Here is a 17,605-nt window from a genome sequence, read left to right as displayed (position 1 = left end):
TTTAGAAAAATAATGAGTTGTCCGGAATGTTTTTAACATGAGAAATAAAAAATACCGAACTTAAAAGTCCGGTATCAATTTTGAAAATAATAAATATCTCTATTTAAACTTATAAGCTACCCCAATCTGAAGCGCATTATTTCTTACCTTATCTTCTTCTTGGTTGTATTTGTACACTTCAGTAATACCAGCCGTAAATCTTGCTGTAACAGCAAAATTTTGAGTAAAGTAATACCCTGCACCAATACCTATTCCCAGATTGAAACGGTTAAAGAGACTTTTTGAAATGTTTTTCGAAACATGTTCAGTATGGTCAATGGTTACTGAATTTCCGGTAGTCTCGATAGTGGTTAAGTCTCCTTTTGTTTTTCCACCTAGCAAGTAACCAAATTCAGGACCTGCTTCCACATAAAGCTGAGGAAGAATATTATACTGAACCATTACAGGAAGACTAAGATAATTGAGTGTTGTACTGTAATCATAGTGCTGTGTTTTTCTGTAATTGCCAGAGCTTGTTCTGTAGTTGTAATCTGATTTTGATCCCAGTTGGCTGAAAAGAAGTTCCGGCTGAATGCTAAATTTCGCTGAAACCGGAATATTTGCGAATACTCCTGCATGAAAACCTACTTTCATTTTTTCGTTGTTATCATATTCATAACCGTCTCCTCTGGTCAATGTTGAACCATTTAATCCTGCCTTAACTCCAAATGTAACAGGAGATGAAGGAGAAGCTGTCTGAGTTTTTTCTTGTGCATTTGCAAAAAGAACACTTGTGAATGCAAGTGCTGCAAAAAATTTCTTCATGATTTAAAGTTTTAATTTAATTTTCTTCATTGCGACAAAACACCTGCCACAAAGGGGAAATGTGATAAAAATCATGCAGTAAGCGAAAAAGTCAGACTTAAACAAATAAACCTGACTTTTTCTATTGAAATCAAAATGTATCTTAATTATATAGACAAAATACGTTTCAGTATTCTGCTGTGCACTCTAATGTAGTTTTCGGGAAAAAGTTTATAATGGTAATAGTTAGATTTCAGTTTTGAAATTCAATTGATTGTTCAAAAGAATCAATACTTATTTTATTGTAAAAACAGAAACCGTAAGTTGAGGATTTCCGAAATAGAGTACAATCACTACTCACTACGCAAATTTCTTGCCAAAATAGATGTCAAATAAAAAAGCCGGATAAAATTAATCCGGCTTTGTATTGAATATAAAGTTTTGCTGTCTAAAAACTGAATTCAGTTTTTAGAATTTATAAGCTAAACCTACCTGGAATACTCCGTTTCTTGAAGCATCACCAGTATTGTTTTTAGGAACATCAGATAATCCAGCGGTATATCTTACATTCACTCCGATATTTTGTGTGAAATAATATCCAGCTCCAAGACCAATTCCGAAATCAAAAGATTTGAAGTTATCTTTAACGTCTACAGAATTACCGTTACTTTTTCCTTTAGCACTGATAAGGAAACCGAATTGAGGTCCAGCCTCTACATATAGGTTAGGAATCAAGTTGTACTGTAACATTACTGGTACTGCGATATAATCCATATTAAGTTTCACATCACTGTTAGATTTAAGTTTAGCACCCATACCACTGTATAATACTTCAGGCTGTACAGAGAAGTCCTGTGCTACTGGAATGTTTGCGAAAACACCACCATAAAATCCTGCTTTTGAATTTAAATCACTGTTAGAAATGCTAGAAACATTAAGACCTGCTTTTACTCCGAATCTCACTGGAGAAGATGAAGCAGTAGAAGTTGAAGTCTTCTGAGCGAAAGTAAAAGTACCTGCTACTAAGGCAAGGCCTAAAATTAACTTTTTCATAAGTTTTATATTTTAATAGTTTTTAAGTTTTATTTAACATTTCATTAAGAATCAAACGGTGTGCCAAAGTTGGTGAATGTGATTAACTTATTGTTTTAAAGCTATTTACATAAGTGGAATCCTTGCTTTTGTATAAAAAATCCGGGCTCAAAATGAGCCCGGATCTACTTTAATTATAAAAACTTGTCGTAAAAAGCTGATAATGCTTTAGAATTTGTAATTTACTCCTACCTGGAATACATTGTTTTTCACAGAACCTGATCGGTCATATCCATAGTGATATCTTTGACTTTTGTTTACAATATCAGATAATCCTGCAGTATATCTTACATTTACACCAATGTTTTTGGTGAAATTATAACCTGCACCCAAGCCGATTCCAAAATCAAAACCTCTGGTTGCATTTTTAAGCTGTAAACTTGATACATCGTCTTTCAGTCTAGCATCCGTTAAGAAACTAAATTGAGGACCCGCTTCTACATAAAAGTTAGAAAGCGCTTTGTATTGAAACATTACCGGAATGGAAACATATTCTAAATTAAGTTTTGCCTCACGACCCCCTTTTTCTTTTGCTCCTACAGTACTATACAATACTTCCGGTTGAATAGAAAAATCCTTTGATACAGGAATATTCACAAAAACACCACCATAAAATCCCGCTTTTGAATTCATATCCATATTAGAAAGGTTGGATACATTAAGTCCTGCCTTTAAACCGAATTTGATTTTAGAAGAAGATGGTGCTGATGAAGCAGTTGTTTCAGTTGAAGTGGATGTGCTTTGAGCAAAAGCAAAAGTACCTGCAATAAGAGCCAGGCCTAGAAAAATCTTTTTCATAGATTAGTTTTATTTTTTAACTTGTTTAACATCCGACAATCAACAAACAACATGCCGTGAATCCCATGAATAAAGAATTTATCGTTTTTTTAACAGATGAAAAAATCAACATTTTGGGAGGTATGTTTAACCTTTTATGAACTCAATAAAAAATTAACATAAAAAAAGACCAGATTAAAAAATTAATCTGATCTTTTCTATTGAATATAAAATTTGTTAGTGAATGGATAAGCTTATTTAAATTTATAAGCTAAACCTACCTGGAATAGGTTGTTTCTTGTAGCATCAGATCCGCTAGGTCTGTTTTTCGCTACATCTGTTAAACCTGCCACATATCTTGCAGTAAGTCCTAAGTTCGGTGTGAAGTAATATCCAGCACCAAGACCGATACCAAAGTTGAATGTGCTTAGATTGTCTTTGTAGTTATCTGTAGTAGATGACTGTCCATTAGATTCATTTTTGAACTTGTTCTTAGCACTTACCATAAAACCGAATTCTGGTCCTGCTTCTACATAAAGATCAGGGATCAGGTTATACTGGAACATTACCGGAACTGTAATATAATCTAATTTAGTAGAAGCTGAATATTTTGTTCCAGCCAAAGTATAATTAGATTTATTACCGTATTGCGAGTATTGCACCTCCGGTTGAACACTAAATGAACTTGCTAATGGAATGTTTGCAAATACACCTGCGTTGAATCCTATTTTAGATTTCTGATCGTCTAGACCACTATCTTTTGAAAGTGAAGATACGTTCATCCCACCTTTTACCCCAAATGTTACTGGGTTAGAAGAAGATGTGTTTGTTGTCTGTTGAGCGAATGCGAATGTTCCTGCAGTTAACGCTAATCCTAAAATTAACTTTTTCATAACTTTAATTTTTTAAATTTTACTCTTTCTTAATTTTAAATTTTACTACTTGTTCAGCTTTTCAGTTGAACGCAGAGTATCTTTCAAATTGCTTGCCAAAAATCTTTTTTATGAGTAAAATCAATAAAAAAATCACTTAGTGTTTAAGTGATTTTTTATGTATATGGTTGATTTGTAGTGTTTTATTTATTTAAATAAACATTTGTTTAGAAGGTGTTTAAATTGACAATTTTGTTAAACAACACCTTTTAAAGCATATTGGAGTTCAGAAAATAATTAAGCATTATTCAATTTTCGGTAAAAAGATAACGACTCAATGATGTTTTCCTGGCTGCACTGATGGTCATAATTACAAGAACCTATTCCTGAAAGCAGGGAAAAGTTGATTTTACGGTCTGTATTCTTTTTATCATTTAATAATAATGCGGTGATATCTTCATCTTTAAAATCGCTGATATCAAGATATGGATAGTATCTCTGGATATTCTCAATGATCGCTTTTGAATCTTCTTCAGAAATAAGGTTCTCAAGATAAGCAAGATGAGCTTCGGCAATCATTCCCATGGCAACCGCTTCTCCATGCAGAATAGGATTTCCCTGCTGCAAGCACAAACTTTCTACTGCATGACCTATTGTATGACCAAAGTTCAGGGTTTTTCTAATGTTTTGTTCATGGAAATCCTGATCTACCACAGTTTGTTTAATGTTCATAGAAGCTTGAATATGGGGAACTACCGTTTCAACTTCCAGTTTACGGATCTGAATCAGCTGATCCCAATGATTTTTATCAGCAATTAATCCGTGTTTCAGCATTTCAGCGAACCCACTTCTTAATTCTTTAAAAGGTAATGTTTCCAGAAATTTTGGGAAAATAAAGATCTGTTCCGGGAAAGCGAAAGTTCCCACCATATTTTTATAGTGCATCAGATCAATTCCTGTTTTTCCTCCTATAGAAGCATCACACATGGATAAAAGGGTAGTAGGGATATTGATAAACTGTATTCCTCTTTTATAGGTAGATGCAACAAATCCTCCCATATCAGTGATCACACCACCTCCAAGGTTGATAACTAATGCTTTTCTGTCTGCCTGCATCTCTGTCAAAATTTCCCACAGCTGATTGGCTGTCTGGATATTTTTCATTTCCTCACCCGCTTCAATCTCTAAAATCTCAAAGCCAAGATCTGTTTCCATATTTCCTAAAAGAATAGGAAGGCAGTATTCATGTGTGTTTTCATCTACCAGGATGAAAATTTTACTGAAAGTTTTTTCGTGGAGAAACGTATTGAGCTGAGAAAAATTATCGTTTAATATTGTTATCATCTTCGATTTTATGTAAAGTTAAAATGTAAACTATATTGCAAAGTTATGATTCTTAATTTTTAACTCGTAACTAAATTACTATCTTTGCAGAAATTTTTAGAATGAGCAGAGATAATAATAATTCAGACAGACCAAAGAGACCAAGAATTTCAACCAAGAAAAGTTCTGATGATTCTCGTGCTTCCAGATCTGGAAATTCTTCAGGATCAAAGTCTTTCAAGAAACCTTTTGCTAAAGAAGGAGGAAGAAAAGGCCCAGAACATCAAGGATCCAACTCAAGATTTGAAAAGAAACCTTTCAAAAGAAATACCGATAGTGCAGAAAGCTCGAATGACGATTCTGGTTCAAAATCTGAAAGAAAACCTTATATCACGAACAAAAGTGAGGGTTATGAGAAAAAATCTTTTGGAAAACCTAAAAGAGGCGGAAGAGAATTCGATACCAGAGATAAGTATGAAAGAGGCAGCCTGAAATACGGAAGAAGACCCTCTAGTGGAGATGAAAGAAATGAAGACAAAACAAGATCTTTTGTACAGAAAAGGAGATTGAATAAAATCGAAAAAGACGTTCATAAAGACACTATCCGTCTAAATAAGTATATCGCTAATTCCGGGATTTGCAGCAGAAGAGAAGCTGACGAACTGATTACTCAGGGATTGGTGGAAGTAAACGGAAAAGTTGTCAATGAAATGGGATATCAGGTACAGAAAACAGACAGAGTAGTTTTCGACGGACAAAATATTACTCCTGAAAAGCCTGTATATGTACTTTTAAATAAGCCGAAAGGCTATATTTCTACTACGAAAGACGATAAAGCAAGAAAAACTGTAATGGATCTTGTAGCCAATGCTTCTCCTTACAGACTTTTCCCGGTTGGAAGACTGGACCGTTCTACAACAGGAGTTATTTTGTTAACGAATGACGGACACATGACTAAAAAACTTACGCATCCATCTTTTGATGCTAAAAAGATTTATCATGTAACGCTGGATAAAAAGCTTACGGCTGAAGATCTACGTCTTATTGCTGAAGGGATCCGTCTTGATGAAGGAGTTGCCGTTGTTGATCAGATTTCATACATTGAAGGGAAGCCTAAAAATGAGATCGGAATTGAGATTCACATTGGATGGAACCGTGTTGTCAGAAGAATATTCCAAAGACTAGGATATGAAGTAGAATCTTTAGACAGAGTAATGTTTTCAGGATTAACGAAGAAGAATATCAAGAGAGGACACTGGAGAATCCTTACAGAACTGGAAGTGAACAACCTTAAAATGCTTTAGAATAATGATGAATGATGAGTTATAAATTATGAATGACAGATTCAGGTTTCTAACTTATTTCATTTATTCTTTTAAACAGTACTTTTAAGTATAAAGAATAAAAAAGCGCAGAACTTTCTGCGCTTTTTTGTTTTGTATGTTCCGTCCTGAAATAAGTTGACAATTAATCAACTTATAAAAGATCAAGAGTTAAACACTGCATTTGATATATTCTAACTGATAATATACTTGCTATTCTTTTAAAAACTGAGGAACTTTTCTTTGTGGGTTGATCTGTTCAAATGTATAGGCCATATTGATCAGTTTACCTTCTTCCCATTTTCCGGCAAAAAAAGAAATACCAATAGGTAATTCATTTATATACCCCATGGGTAAGGTAATGCTTGGATATCCGGCAATAGCTGCGGGGCTTGAACTTGAATAGAAATTTTCATAATTATCACCATTTTTCAAATCTGTTTTCCATGCTTCCGCAGTAGTAGGGGCTATTATGGCATCTAAATTATATTTTTTTATTACAGAGTCTATTCCTTGTTGACTGCCTTTTTGGGCAATTGTAACTGCCTTTTTATAATTCTTATCTTTCTTCCCATTACTTTTAGCCGAAATCTCTAAATATTCTTGTCCAAAGTATTGAAGTTCTTCTTTGTTGTTTTTGTTAAAAGCAATTAGCTCATCTATATTTTTTATTGCTGCATTTTTCCCTAAAGATTTTAAATAATCATTCAAATCATCCTTAAATTCACTGACCATCAATTCAAAGGAGTTTTTTGAAATTTCGGGTGAAATCCAATCTTTTTCTATTTCAACAATTGTAGCTCCCTGAGCTTCTAATATTTTTAATGTTTGTAAAAATAAATCGTCCACCTTTTTATTGGCTCCTTTGGTAATTCCTTTTACATATCCGAATCTTTTTCCTTTCAATCCAGTTAGAGTAAGGAATTGAGTATAATCTTTATGTAGAAATGGTGTATTACCAATGGTCTTCTTATCATTTTTATCCTCACCTGCCATCGTTCCAAGGCTTATGGCAATATCTTTTACCGTTCTTGCCATGGGTCCCGGGGTATCCTGTGAACTGGAAATGGGAATAATCCCTTGTCTGGAAATTAATCCAACAGTAGGTTTTAAACCAACAATTCCATTGAAACTGGAGGGGCAAACGATAGATCCATTAGTTTCTGTACCAATTGCTATTATGCCGAGATTGGAGGAGATAGCAGCTCCTGAACCAGCACTGGATCCACAGGTATTTCTATTAAGAATATAAGGGTTTTTGGTAAGTCCACCCAGTCCACTCCAGCCACTTGTGGATTTCTCCCCTCTGAAATTTGCCCATTCACTAAGATTGGTTTTTCCAATGATGACAGCACCTGCATCTCTAAGTTTTTTAACGAGATAACTATCCTGTAGTGGAAAAGAGTTTTTTAAAGCCAGAGAACCTGCCGTATTGGGCATTTTATCATGAGTATCTATATTATCTTTCAATAATACAGGGATTCCAAATAATGGTTTATTTTTAAATTTTGAATCCAAATGATCCAAAGAGTCAGCAATCTTAATAGCATCCGGATTGGTAGTGATCACAGAGTTTAATTGTATTCCGTTTTTATCAATATCATTGATGCGTTTAAAATAAGCTTCAACAACTTCTTTTACCGTCACTTTATTATTTCTATACAGATTTTGGATCTTTTCAATATCATATTCCAGATATTTGAATTGCGAATCTGTTTTGTCTTGAGCTTTAATGAGCGCTCCAAAAAGGACTACAGCGAATAGAATTACTTTCTTCATTACAAATGTTTTTCTCAAATATAAAGAATTATCCTAAATTCATCAATCTGTTGGAAAACGTGTGTTTTGATTATAGAAAAAGCGCAGAAATAAATCCCTACGCTTTTGAATGTATATTAATCAATACATGTATAGTACTAAAAATGAGTTGAATATTGATTATCCAAGAACAGTAACTCCTTTTTCGATCATATCATAAATAGCATCTCTGGCATTGTCTGGTTTTACTTTTACAGCACGTGTCCCGTTGAAATGAAGGCAGGTAACATATCCGTTGGCTACAGCATCTAAAGAGGTGAATTTAACGCAATAATCCAATGCTAATCCTACGATTTCTACCAATTGGATGTCGTGATATTTTAAGAAATCATCCAAACCGGTTTTCATAAAGTGATTATTGTCCTGGAAACCGCTATAGCTGTCAATTTCAATATTTTTACCTTTTTGTATAATGTGTGTTACCTTCTCTCTGTTCAGATCTTTATGGAATTCCGCTCCGAAAGTTCCCTGAATACAGTGATCAGGCCACATAAACTGAGGAACACCATTTAAAATAATACTTTCTCCTACCTTTCTTCCATTACTGCTTGCAAAGCTTTTGTGACCTGCAGGATGCCAGTCCTGCGTTAAAACCACCTGATCATATGCATTTTCCTCCATCAGAAGATTGATATATGGAATAATTTCGGTGGATCCAGGGACTGCAAGTGCTCCGCCTTCACAAAAATCATTCTGTACATCGACTATTATTAACGCTTTTTTCATATTTTGATTCTCGAATTTTTGATAAATTTACAAAACTAATCTTCAAAAATTTGTCCAAAACTGAATTATCGGACAAATCGGCAAAATAAATTTCTGGTAAAGACAGGATAAGAGAACGAGAAATTAAAATAATTGAACTTTATTGATAGAGGATCAGCTTTTCAAAGCATAAACCAAATATCAATAGCTTATCTTTGCCGTAAATAAGTATTTTATGTCATTTGAGTCTTTAGGATTATCACACAATATTATTCGTTCTGTCAACAAATTGGGGTATTTAAAGCCATTTCCAATACAGGAGCAGGCGGTGCCTGTTATTTTGCAGGGGAAAGATCTGATGGGTATTGCACAGACAGGTTCCGGAAAAACGGCTTGTTTTGTGATGCCGATTTTAGAAAAATTACAGAATTCAGAAGTTAAAAAAGACCGTAATGTTCAGGTCTTAATATTGGTGCCTACCCGTGAATTGGCCATTCAGATTGATGAAGTTTTCAGAGCTTTTACAGAAAATCTTAAAAGGGAGATTCGTACGATGGCAGTTTATGGAGGGGTTTCTATTAACCCACAGATGAAAGGAATGTTTGGGGTGGAGGTTTTGATCGCAACTCCCGGTCGTTTATTAGACCTCATTGATCATAATGCATTGAGTATTTCAGGAATCCAGCACCTGGTGATTGATGAAGCAGACAAAATGTTTCAGCTAGGTTTTGGTGAAGAAATGAATAAGCTTTTTGCGATGATGCCTGTCGTAAAACAAACCACTTTATTTTCGGCAACTTTAAATGATAAGGTTTCTGAGATGAAAGAACGTTTGTCCATTAATCCTGTCATTATTGAAATTAAGAAAGAAGAAGTTGAAATTGATAATATCGAACAGCTGGCTTATCATGTTTCTCCGGAAAATAAAGGTCCTTTTTTACGCTATCTGATTAAAGAAAAGAAAGTTGAAAAAGCATTGATTTTTGTTTCGTCTACAAGATCTGCAGATAACTTAGTAGAAAAGCTTAAAAAGAATAAAATTAAAGCGGTAGCCATCCACAGTCAGAAATCACAGGGTGCCCGTAGAAATAACCTGGAAGAATTTAAAGTAAATGGAGCTCAGATTTTGGTAGCTACAGACTTAATAGGCCGTGGAATTCACATCGAATCATTACCATGTGTAATCAATTATGAATTGCCGCGTTCGCCTTTAGATTACATTCACCGTATTGGTAGAACAGGGCGTGCCAATGAAAAAGGAACAGCTATTAGCATTCTGACTGATGATGAATTGCAGCATTTCCGGGTTATTCAAAAGAAAATGGGTAAAAAAGTTACTCTGCAAAGAACAGAAGGTATTGATTTACACGGTTATTAATATCTGATTTAAAATATAGAAGGCTTCAGTTGTAAAGATTGAAGCCTTTATTATTTTCTGCCCTGTAAATTGTTATCGGTACAATTAATACTTTCTTCACCTTAGATTCTTGAATTTTTGATAAATTTACACAAGCTGATATTTACAAATCGTCTAAAAAGTTATAATCGGACGAATCGGCAGTATTAAAAAAAATAAAACCTTGAGCAATGAGTGATTTAGAGAAAAAAAAGTTTCCAATAGGACCGTTTGAAGCTCCTGAGAATATCTGTGACACCACGTTGGATACTTACATCAAAGTGATCAAAGATTTTCCCGGCAGACTAAAAAACCTCATTGAGCATTTTACAGATGATCAGCTGGATACTCCTTACAGGGAAGGAGGATGGACTGTTAGACAGCTTGTGAACCATCTTTCAGACAGCCATATGAATAGTTTTATCCGTTTCAAACTGGCTCTTACGGAAGATAATCCTACCATAAAACCTTATGATGAGGCTAAATGGGCAGAGCTTCAGGACAGCTTTCATATGCCTGTAAAGCCGGCTATGAGAATGCTGAAAGGAACTCACCAAAGATGGGTTGTACTCCTTAAAAGTCTTACAAATAAACAATTTGAAAGAACATTTCATCACCCTGAACACAACAAAAATTATGATTTAAGAGAGAGTCTTGCTTTATATGTCTGGCACTGTAATCACCATTTCGCTCATATTGAAAATCTGAAGAACGAAAAAGGTTGGTAAGAAAGCAACTTAATAATCCAATATGTTATAAGGAAATTGTAAACAGAATTTCCAAGTTATCTGAAAAATCCCAAAGAACATGGGGGAAAATGGACGTGTCCCAAATGCTAACGCATTGTGACCTAGTTCTTCAGGTAGCTTTGGAAAAAGTAGACCTTCCCCGTATTAATGTCCTGTTTGAGACAATAGGAATCTTTACAAAAGTAGAAATGTATGTCTTCAATAATGGAATTCCCAGAAACATGCCTACTTTTCAAAAACTAATCGTTAATTTTGAGTGTGATTTTGATGAATCAAAAACCAATCTGCTGAAAACGCTGGAGGAGTTTCGGGAGGCTTGTACCAATAGCAACCTGCCAAGCCGTCACAGATTATTCGGAAATATGACTGAAAAAGACTGGGAATTTTTAGAATACAAACATCTTGATCATCATTTAAAACAATTTAGTGTATGAGTTTTTTTGATAAAATATTCGGTGGAAAGAGCGAAACCCCTGATCAGAAATCGTTCTGGAAAAAGATAGAATCTGAAGAAGATCTGAAAAAAGCTATAGAAGATTCTTTTCAGAATAAAATAGCAATATTTAAACATTCAACAAGCTGCTTCATCAGCAAGACTGTACTGAAAAACTTTGAAAGAGAAGTTGAACACTCAGATAAGCCGGTTAGTTTATATTATTTGGATTTGCTGGCCAACAGGGCTATTTCAAGTAAAATAGCGGTAGAGCTTGGGGTACGGCATGAAAGTCCGCAGCTGATCGTTATAGAGAACGGGAAGCCTGTCAATAACGCTTCACACCAGGATATTTCTTTAAGCCAGATTGTATCATGAAGAATATAAATAATTATCTAGCCAAAGTTTTAAATGTTCCGCTTCAGAACGTTAATACCTGTAGTCTGCATTATGAAGTAAAGAAGATCCCTAAAAATCAGTTTCTTCTTCAGTACGGTGAGATATGCCGTCATATATTCTTTGTAGAAAAAGGACTGATAAAGATGTATTCCATTGATAAAAACGGGAAGGAACATATTATACAGTTTGCTCCGGAAAGTTGGCTGATTTCTGACCGAAGCAGTCTTTATTTCAATGAAAAATCTATTTATTATATAGAAGCGGTGGAAGATTCAGAAGTGCTGTTTCTGCATCCTGATTTCTTCAACAAATTGGTAGAGCAGTTCCCCAATAGTATTGAAAGAAGTGATTTTCTCCTTCAAAAACATATCAGAAGCCTTCAGAACAGAATCAATTCATTACTGGGAGAAACTGCGGAAGAAAGGTATATGAAGTTCATCAAAATGTATCCGGATTTGCTCTTGAGAGTTCCGCAATGGATGATTGCTTCTTATCTGGGGATTACTCCTGAAAGTTTGAGCCGTGTAAGAAAAGAACTGGCGAGAAAAAATTTCGTTCCGGATAACAAATAGAAAAGACCGGAAGATGGAAGAGGGAGGCTTGAAGTTCTGGTGAAGACAAAAGAACTTCGGGAGTTATTAAGATGCTCTTTACATTATCAATAAGAATTGACATAAATTAAGACTACAATAACTTCCATCTTCCAGCCTCTATCTCCTTATTTCAAATAAATTTTTTTTGCAAGATTTCCGACCTGTCTGAGCTTTGTCTGTGTATTTTCCGTCCATGGAAGTCCTATACAAAGCCTCATACAGTTTTCAAACTGCTCCTGAAAGGTAAACATTCTTCCGGGAGCTATACTTATATTTTGTTTGATGGCCAGATCGTATAATTCTGTTGTTCGTATCTTCTTGTCAAACTCTACCCATAATGATAACCCTCCCTGCGGACGGCTGGTTTTGGTGCCTTCCGGGAACGATTCTGCAATGGTTTGAACATAGTTCTGGTAATTGAACTGTAATGTTCTGCGAAGCTGCTGGAGGTGTTTTTCATATTTTCCTGATTTCAGAAAGTTGGCAACTGCTTCATTCACAATTGAAATAGATGAAGTGGAGTGCAGGAGTTTAAGTTTCATGATTTTATCTTTATATCTTCCCGGAGCAATCCATCCCACACGATATCCCGGTGCCAGTGTTTTTGAAATAGAACTGCAATACAGTACGCTTCCGTCTTTATCGAAAGATTTACAGCATTTTGGACGGGTAGATCCGAAATAAAGATCTCCATAGACGTCATCTTCAATCAATGGAATGTTGTTTTCAGAAAGTATTCTTACAATTTCCTTTTTGTTTTCATCCGGCATACAGCTTCCCAGAGGAGAGTTGAAATTGGGAATAAGCAGACACATATTTATTTGGGGAATTACCTTTTTCAAAGCTTCAATTTCTATTCCGGTAGTGGGATGGGTAGGAAGTTCCAGTACTTTTAAGCCCAATCCGTTGGCCAACTGTAGAATTCCGGGATAACAAGGACTTTCAATCGCAATCGTATCACCAGGTTTTCCCAGCGCCATTAAGCAAAAAGATAAAGCATTCATCCCGCCATTGGTTGTGATCAGATCGTTTTCACTCAAATTTCCGCCCCATTGTAAAGAACGTATGGCGATCATTCTCCTGAGTTTCAGATTTCCCTGAAGTTCTTCGTATTCGGTGCCTCCTTCTTTTAATTCCCGGATGGCATTTACAATTTCTTTTTTCAGCTTTGCCTGAGGCAGCAGATCTCCTGACGGAATACCAATTGAGAAAAAAGTAAGGTCTTTTTTACCCATATTTTCATATACTTTGCTGATCAGCTCATCCGGTTCATCATTATTGGCGATCAATGATGGACGGCTCACTTCCGGTAAAGGGAGTTTTGCAGAGAGCAACTGGCTTACAAAATAACCAGACTGCGGTTTTGATTCCACTAAAGACTGAGATTCCAACTCCAGAAAAACACGCTTGGCTGTATTCATACTTACCTGATGTTCCTGACATAGCATTCTTACCGAAGGAAGCTTATCTCCGGCTTTTAAAATACCATTTCTGATCTGTCCTGCAATTCCGTCTGCAATTTCTGTATATAAAAATTCTTTGCTCATACGTTCAACTGTGTTCATGCAAATATACAAAACTGAGACTGTGTTTATCAAATTATCCTTTTTAATTTTGAACCATCAATTAAAACCTTTCTTAAAATGATGACGAATACAATTTCAAAAGACCAGGCAGTAAGCGGCTGGATAAATGGTTTCATAGGAGTACTGCTTTTTAGCGGTTCCATGCCTGCTACAAAATTAGCTGTCATGGAGATGGATCCTATATTTGTGACCATTGCACGGGCAGTAATTGCAGGATTACTGGCTCTTTCTGTTTTACTGATTTATAAAGAGAAGCGCCCTGCAAAGAATCAGATATTTTCCTTAGTTCTTGTAGCAATTGGCTGTGTGATAGGATTTCCGTTGCTTTCTTCTCTGGCATTACAATATTTGACATCTGCTCATTCTATTGTATTTTTGGGAATGCTGCCTTTAGCGACCGCTATTTTTGGCGTGTTCCGTGGAGGAGAAAGACCGCATCCTATATTTTGGCTCTTTTCTATAATTGGAAGTGTTTTAGTCATTGGCTATGCTTTTTCTCAGGGAATTTCGGCTTCTCCTATCGGCGATATTCTGATGTTGTTAGCTGTTATTTTATGTGGTCTTGGTTACGCTGAAGGAGCAAAGCTGTCAAAGACTTTAGGCGGATGGCAGGTTATTTCATGGGCACTGGTTTTATCTTTACCTATAATGCTGCCGTTATTTTTTATTTATTTTCCCACAAATCTTGAAGCAGTAAGCTCTAAAGGCTGGTTCGGATTGGGATATATCTCATTATTCAGCATGTTCATTGGTTTTATATTCTGGTATAAAGGCCTGGCGCAGGGAGGGATTACTTCAGTAGGGCAGCTTCAGCTTCTTCAACCATTCTTTGGTCTTGCTTTGGCAGCTTATTTTTTACATGAGCCGGTAAGTATGGGAATGCTGGGAGTTACAGTAGGAGTGATCTTATGTGTTGCCGGAACCAAAAAATTTGCGAAATAATTAAGATACAATATCTAATTTTATCCCTAGGCATAAGGATTTGAGACTTTCAAAAAAGTATTGATGTCATCCGGACCTCTACATAAAATACAAAAAAAATAGCAGTTTTTTCTGTTATTCCTTTTAAAACCCCGTTTTCACTCAGTGAAACGGGGTTTATTGTCTTATTTTATTACAAATAATTAAAACTGTTATTTGTAAAAATGTGGTATCAAAAATGTAAATTAATTTGAGTTTTAATGTAAATAAATAATTAATAAGTCGAAAATCAATCAAATTTGTCAATAGTTTTAACTTTTTTTAACTTTATAAACAATGATTAAGGTGTGGTTTTTGCATGCATACCAAAATCAGTTCCCAATGATATTTTTACTAAGACTAAGAAGAGGATAAGAAGAAAACAACGCCAAAAACAATTATTATGGTTATCGACGAAAATATTTTGATTTCAGCGGGAGCAGAAACGAGACATTATACCCCTTCAGAAATGATTTTCTGTGAAGGAGATATCCCCAATTATTATTACCAGATTAGTAAAGGGGAAGTGAAACTGAACAATTATAATGAGGAAGGAAAAGAATTTATTCAAAACATTTTATCCGATGGAGAAAGCTGTGGAGAATCTATTCTTTTTATAAAAAAACCTTACCCTATGAATGCTGAAGCCATTACAGAGTGTAGTGTTCTAAGGCTCCATAAATCTGTTTTTTTTAATTTGTTGAGTGAATCTCCGGAATTATGCATGGAAGTGAGCAGTTACCTTTCAGAACGTCTGTATTATAAGTTTATCATGATGCAGAACCTTTCCTCACAAAATCCATCTATACGACTGAAAGGATTGATGGACTATCTTAAAAGTTTTCAAAAGGATCTATCTCCTTACTCTTTTTTGGTTCCTCTGACAAGACAGCAGATGGCAAGTCTTACAGGGCTTTGCGTAGAGACTGCCATAAGAACGATCAAACATATGGAAAAAGATAAAATCTTGAGAATTGAAAACCGCAAAATTTTATATTAAACCTATTTCAGATATTATTTTATGATTTTTTTATTTAAATCTTTATAAAACTATGAAAACAATAAGCTGCATGAACATTGATGAAAATCTGCTGTATTCCTTTGGTGCAGAAGATCGGGATTTGAAAAAACGGGATATGGTTTTTAAAGAAGGAGATCACGCCCTTTATTATTTTCAGATTGGTGACGGGAAAGTAAAGCTTAATAACTATAATGAGGATGGGAAGGAGTTTATTCATAATATTTTAGGTAAAAAACAGAGTTTTGGAGAAGCGATGCTTTTTCTCAATCAGGATTACCCGATCAATGCAGTATGTCTTGAGGAAGCCAGAATTATAAGACTTCCCAAAAATAATTTCTTCGAAATGCTCAATCAGAATCACGATCTTTCTCTGGAAATGAATGCCTGTCTTTCTCAGGAAGTTTTTTATAAATTGAAAATGATGCAGAGTATGGCATCTCAAAACCCAGAGCAAAGATTGAGAGCCTTATTAGATTACCTTAAGAGCTATCATGACGAAGAATGCCATCAGTGTTTTCATATTGCCTTTACCAGACAGCAGATTGCCAATCTTGTAGGTCTGCGGGTAGAAACGGTCATCAGAACGTTAAAGAAGATGGAAAAGGAGGGTAATATCACTTTAAAAGACCGAAAGATTTTATATTAATATCGGTTTTGATGATTCAAATCATAAAAAAGTGAATTATTATGACTTACATTTGAAATAATAATTTTCAATACAATTTTTAAGATCTTAATAAGAGAAATATAAAGTTAGTCACCCTTTGTTCATTTTTAAAATTGCTGTCTAATGCCATGTATGGGCTGTAATAATCAATAATATAAATTCATATTATGGCTGATAAAACCACAGAATCTAATACCACTGCCTCCACAGCCATAAAATCGGAACAAGATCATGCTGCTGTAAAGGAGGACGAGATGAAAAACTCTTTGCTTTACCCATTTTTTATAAGTGCTCTTAAAGATATTCATAAGGCTGAGAGTCCGAATTGGCAACCTGCAGAGATGAATAAAACATCCATTAATGTCGATGAGAAAAAGGAAGATTAAATGAATACAGAAAGCTTTATAATACTCTAAATTCTTATTTAATTGCCTTTGACAAAGATTTAATAACAATACGAACACCTTCACATCATTTAAATATTGTAATCATAAAAGCTGCTGTTTTTAAACATTCAGTGGCTTTTTGATCCTATTATTTAATTTTTTATCAATCACTCAAAATATTTTATTATGGAATTTCAAAAAAATCTTCTTGATTATATAAGCCAGTCTTTACTAACTACTGATGAAACTATTTCTATCGCTGAAAGTGTTACTTCAGGGTGCTTGCAGTTGGCCTTTTCACAGATGCCCAATGCCTCTTTGTTCTATAAAGGAGGGATAACAACCTATTCTTTAGAGGAAAAAGTAAGATTATTAAAGGTCAGCAGACCGGAAGCCGAAGAATGTGATTGTGTATCAGAAAATATTGCCCAAACAATGGCATTACATGTTGCAAAGCTTTTTGAATCTGACTGGTGTATTGCAACCACCGGATATTGTACACCCATCCGGGATTCGGGACATAAAATTTTTGCCCATTTTTCATTCTCTTATAAAGGGGAGATCATTCTGAATAAAAAACTGGAACTGCACCCCAAAACCCAGGCCTTAAACGCTCAGCTGTATTACACGGAATTTATTCTCGGATGCTTTAAGAGTGAGCTCAACGGGCTTTTAATTTTAAAATAATTCTACACTTTCAGTTACACGTTGATGGTATTAAAG

Annotated in this window: 19 protein-coding genes; 11 read left to right on the top strand and 8 right to left on the bottom strand. The window is 35.0% G+C overall.

Features of this window, described 5'->3' with window-relative positions:
- Nucleotides 1-99: 99 nt before the first annotated feature.
- The 5 genes from C1634_RS18915 to aroB all read right to left on the bottom strand — a co-directional run bounded on the left by C1634_RS18915 (nucleotide 100) and on the right by aroB (nucleotide 4,868).
- On the bottom strand, nucleotides 100-804 hold the full coding sequence (locus tag C1634_RS18915) for a porin family protein (protein WP_103233781.1): 705 nt from the start codon (nucleotides 802-804) through the stop codon (nucleotides 100-102).
- Nucleotides 805-1,251: 447 nt separating this feature from the next.
- Nucleotides 1,252-1,836, bottom strand: a complete 585-nt coding sequence (locus C1634_RS18910; protein ID WP_109738945.1) for a porin family protein — start codon at nucleotides 1,834-1,836, stop codon at nucleotides 1,252-1,254.
- 207 nt (nucleotides 1,837-2,043) lie between these two features.
- On the bottom strand, nucleotides 2,044-2,673 hold the full coding sequence (locus C1634_RS18905; RefSeq protein ID WP_103234875.1) for a porin family protein: 630 nt from the start codon (nucleotides 2,671-2,673) through the stop codon (nucleotides 2,044-2,046).
- A gap of 233 nt (nucleotides 2,674-2,906) precedes the next feature.
- Complete coding sequence (locus C1634_RS18900; protein WP_103234874.1) at nucleotides 2,907-3,545, bottom strand: porin family protein; 639 nt, start codon at nucleotides 3,543-3,545, stop codon at nucleotides 2,907-2,909.
- Between the two features lie 276 nt (nucleotides 3,546-3,821).
- The gene (gene aroB / locus C1634_RS18895; RefSeq protein ID WP_103234873.1) at nucleotides 3,822-4,868 is read right to left on the bottom strand and encodes a 3-dehydroquinate synthase; all 1,047 of its coding nucleotides are present in this window, start codon (nucleotides 4,866-4,868) and stop codon (nucleotides 3,822-3,824) included.
- A gap of 101 nt (nucleotides 4,869-4,969) precedes the next feature.
- Between aroB and C1634_RS18890 the strand changes: the two genes are divergently transcribed.
- Nucleotides 4,970-6,151 (top strand): pseudouridine synthase, encoded by a 1,182-nt coding sequence (locus C1634_RS18890; RefSeq protein WP_103234872.1) that lies wholly within the window; start codon nucleotides 4,970-4,972, stop codon nucleotides 6,149-6,151.
- 231 nt (nucleotides 6,152-6,382) lie between these two features.
- On the opposite strand, the gene C1634_RS18885 is transcribed toward C1634_RS18890, so the two are convergent.
- Nucleotides 6,383-7,948, bottom strand: coding sequence for an amidase (locus tag C1634_RS18885; protein ID WP_103234877.1), 1,566 nt, complete (start codon nucleotides 7,946-7,948; stop codon nucleotides 6,383-6,385).
- A 159-nt stretch (nucleotides 7,949-8,107) separates the two neighbouring features.
- A complete protein-coding gene (gene pncA, locus C1634_RS18880; RefSeq protein WP_109738944.1) occupies nucleotides 8,108-8,713 on the bottom strand; it encodes a bifunctional nicotinamidase/pyrazinamidase in 606 nt (201 codons plus the stop codon).
- A gap of 214 nt (nucleotides 8,714-8,927) precedes the next feature.
- Between pncA and C1634_RS18875 the strand changes: the two genes are divergently transcribed.
- From C1634_RS18875 to C1634_RS18855, 5 genes are all read left to right on the top strand, one after another.
- The gene (locus tag C1634_RS18875) at nucleotides 8,928-10,070 is read left to right on the top strand and encodes a DEAD/DEAH box helicase (protein WP_109738943.1); all 1,143 of its coding nucleotides are present in this window, start codon (nucleotides 8,928-8,930) and stop codon (nucleotides 10,068-10,070) included.
- A 209-nt stretch (nucleotides 10,071-10,279) separates the two neighbouring features.
- Entirely contained in the window at nucleotides 10,280-10,816 is a 537-nt protein-coding gene (locus tag C1634_RS18870; RefSeq protein WP_103234457.1) for a YfiT family bacillithiol transferase, read from the top strand.
- On the top strand, nucleotides 10,810-11,271 hold the full coding sequence (locus C1634_RS18865; RefSeq protein WP_228410112.1) for a DUF1569 domain-containing protein: 462 nt from the start codon (nucleotides 10,810-10,812) through the stop codon (nucleotides 11,269-11,271). Before C1634_RS18870 ends, C1634_RS18865 begins: the two co-directional genes overlap by 7 nt.
- A complete protein-coding gene (gene ytxJ, locus C1634_RS18860) occupies nucleotides 11,268-11,648 on the top strand; it encodes a bacillithiol system redox-active protein YtxJ (protein ID WP_103234458.1) in 381 nt (126 codons plus the stop codon). Before C1634_RS18865 ends, ytxJ begins: the two co-directional genes overlap by 4 nt.
- The gene (locus C1634_RS18855; protein WP_089691886.1) at nucleotides 11,645-12,241 is read left to right on the top strand and encodes a Crp/Fnr family transcriptional regulator; all 597 of its coding nucleotides are present in this window, start codon (nucleotides 11,645-11,647) and stop codon (nucleotides 12,239-12,241) included. Before ytxJ ends, C1634_RS18855 begins: the two co-directional genes overlap by 4 nt.
- Before the next feature lie 146 nt (nucleotides 12,242-12,387).
- On the opposite strand, the gene C1634_RS18850 is transcribed toward C1634_RS18855, so the two are convergent.
- Entirely contained in the window at nucleotides 12,388-13,809 is a 1,422-nt protein-coding gene (locus C1634_RS18850) for an aminotransferase-like domain-containing protein (protein ID WP_103234460.1), read from the bottom strand.
- 96 nt (nucleotides 13,810-13,905) lie between these two features.
- Here C1634_RS18850 and C1634_RS18845 point away from each other — a divergent pair, with 96 nt between their 5' ends.
- The 5 genes from C1634_RS18845 (at nucleotide 13,906) to C1634_RS18825 (ending at nucleotide 17,569) form a co-directional block, all read left to right on the top strand.
- Nucleotides 13,906-14,790 (top strand): DMT family transporter, encoded by an 885-nt coding sequence (locus C1634_RS18845; RefSeq protein ID WP_109738942.1) that lies wholly within the window; start codon nucleotides 13,906-13,908, stop codon nucleotides 14,788-14,790.
- Between the two features lie 421 nt (nucleotides 14,791-15,211).
- Entirely contained in the window at nucleotides 15,212-15,808 is a 597-nt protein-coding gene (locus C1634_RS18840) for a Crp/Fnr family transcriptional regulator (RefSeq protein ID WP_109738941.1), read from the top strand.
- Nucleotides 15,809-15,860: 52 nt separating this feature from the next.
- Nucleotides 15,861-16,475, top strand: coding sequence for a Crp/Fnr family transcriptional regulator (locus C1634_RS18835; protein ID WP_228410111.1), 615 nt, complete (start codon nucleotides 15,861-15,863; stop codon nucleotides 16,473-16,475).
- Nucleotides 16,476-16,663: 188 nt separating this feature from the next.
- Nucleotides 16,664-16,882, top strand: a complete 219-nt coding sequence (locus C1634_RS18830) for a hypothetical protein (protein WP_103234462.1) — start codon at nucleotides 16,664-16,666, stop codon at nucleotides 16,880-16,882.
- A gap of 186 nt (nucleotides 16,883-17,068) precedes the next feature.
- Complete coding sequence (locus tag C1634_RS18825) at nucleotides 17,069-17,569, top strand: CinA family protein (RefSeq protein ID WP_103234463.1); 501 nt, start codon at nucleotides 17,069-17,071, stop codon at nucleotides 17,567-17,569.
- Nucleotides 17,570-17,605 lie beyond the last annotated feature (36 nt).

The sequence above is a fragment of the Chryseobacterium viscerum genome, from assembly GCF_002899945.2.
Taxonomy (GTDB): Bacteria; Bacteroidota; Bacteroidia; order Flavobacteriales; family Weeksellaceae; genus Chryseobacterium; species Chryseobacterium viscerum.
Note: the sequence above shows the minus strand (reverse complement) of the source record. Positions and strands in the feature narration are given on the sequence as shown.

Bases quoted from the DNA above. Each gene is read 5' to 3' on its own strand.
- C1634_RS18915 (WP_103233781.1), bottom strand. From the start codon at position 804: ATGAAGAAATTTTTTGCAGCACTTGCATTCACAAGTGTTCTTTTTGCA.
- C1634_RS18910 (WP_109738945.1), bottom strand. From the start codon at position 1,836: ATGAAAAAGTTAATTTTAGGCCTTGCCTTAGTAGCAGGTACTTTTACT.
- C1634_RS18905 (WP_103234875.1), bottom strand. From the start codon at position 2,673: ATGAAAAAGATTTTTCTAGGCCTGGCTCTTATTGCAGGTACTTTTGCT.
- C1634_RS18900 (WP_103234874.1), bottom strand. From the start codon at position 3,545: ATGAAAAAGTTAATTTTAGGATTAGCGTTAACTGCAGGAACATTCGCA.
- aroB (WP_103234873.1), bottom strand. From the start codon at position 4,868: ATGATAACAATATTAAACGATAATTTTTCTCAGCTCAATACGTTTCTC.
- C1634_RS18890 (WP_103234872.1), top strand. From the start codon at position 4,970: ATGAGCAGAGATAATAATAATTCAGACAGACCAAAGAGACCAAGAATT.
- C1634_RS18885 (WP_103234877.1), bottom strand. From the start codon at position 7,948: ATGAAGAAAGTAATTCTATTCGCTGTAGTCCTTTTTGGAGCGCTCATT.
- pncA (WP_109738944.1), bottom strand. From the start codon at position 8,713: ATGAAAAAAGCGTTAATAATAGTCGATGTACAGAATGATTTTTGTGAA.
- C1634_RS18875 (WP_109738943.1), top strand. From the start codon at position 8,928: ATGTCATTTGAGTCTTTAGGATTATCACACAATATTATTCGTTCTGTC.
- C1634_RS18870 (WP_103234457.1), top strand. From the start codon at position 10,280: ATGAGTGATTTAGAGAAAAAAAAGTTTCCAATAGGACCGTTTGAAGCT.
- ytxJ (WP_103234458.1), top strand. From the start codon at position 11,268: ATGAGTTTTTTTGATAAAATATTCGGTGGAAAGAGCGAAACCCCTGAT.
- C1634_RS18855 (WP_089691886.1), top strand. From the start codon at position 11,645: ATGAAGAATATAAATAATTATCTAGCCAAAGTTTTAAATGTTCCGCTT.
- C1634_RS18850 (WP_103234460.1), bottom strand. From the start codon at position 13,809: ATGAGCAAAGAATTTTTATATACAGAAATTGCAGACGGAATTGCAGGA.
- C1634_RS18845 (WP_109738942.1), top strand. From the start codon at position 13,906: ATGATGACGAATACAATTTCAAAAGACCAGGCAGTAAGCGGCTGGATA.
- C1634_RS18840 (WP_109738941.1), top strand. From the start codon at position 15,212: ATGGTTATCGACGAAAATATTTTGATTTCAGCGGGAGCAGAAACGAGA.
- C1634_RS18835 (WP_228410111.1), top strand. From the start codon at position 15,861: ATGAAAACAATAAGCTGCATGAACATTGATGAAAATCTGCTGTATTCC.
- C1634_RS18830 (WP_103234462.1), top strand. From the start codon at position 16,664: ATGGCTGATAAAACCACAGAATCTAATACCACTGCCTCCACAGCCATA.
- C1634_RS18825 (WP_103234463.1), top strand. From the start codon at position 17,069: ATGGAATTTCAAAAAAATCTTCTTGATTATATAAGCCAGTCTTTACTA.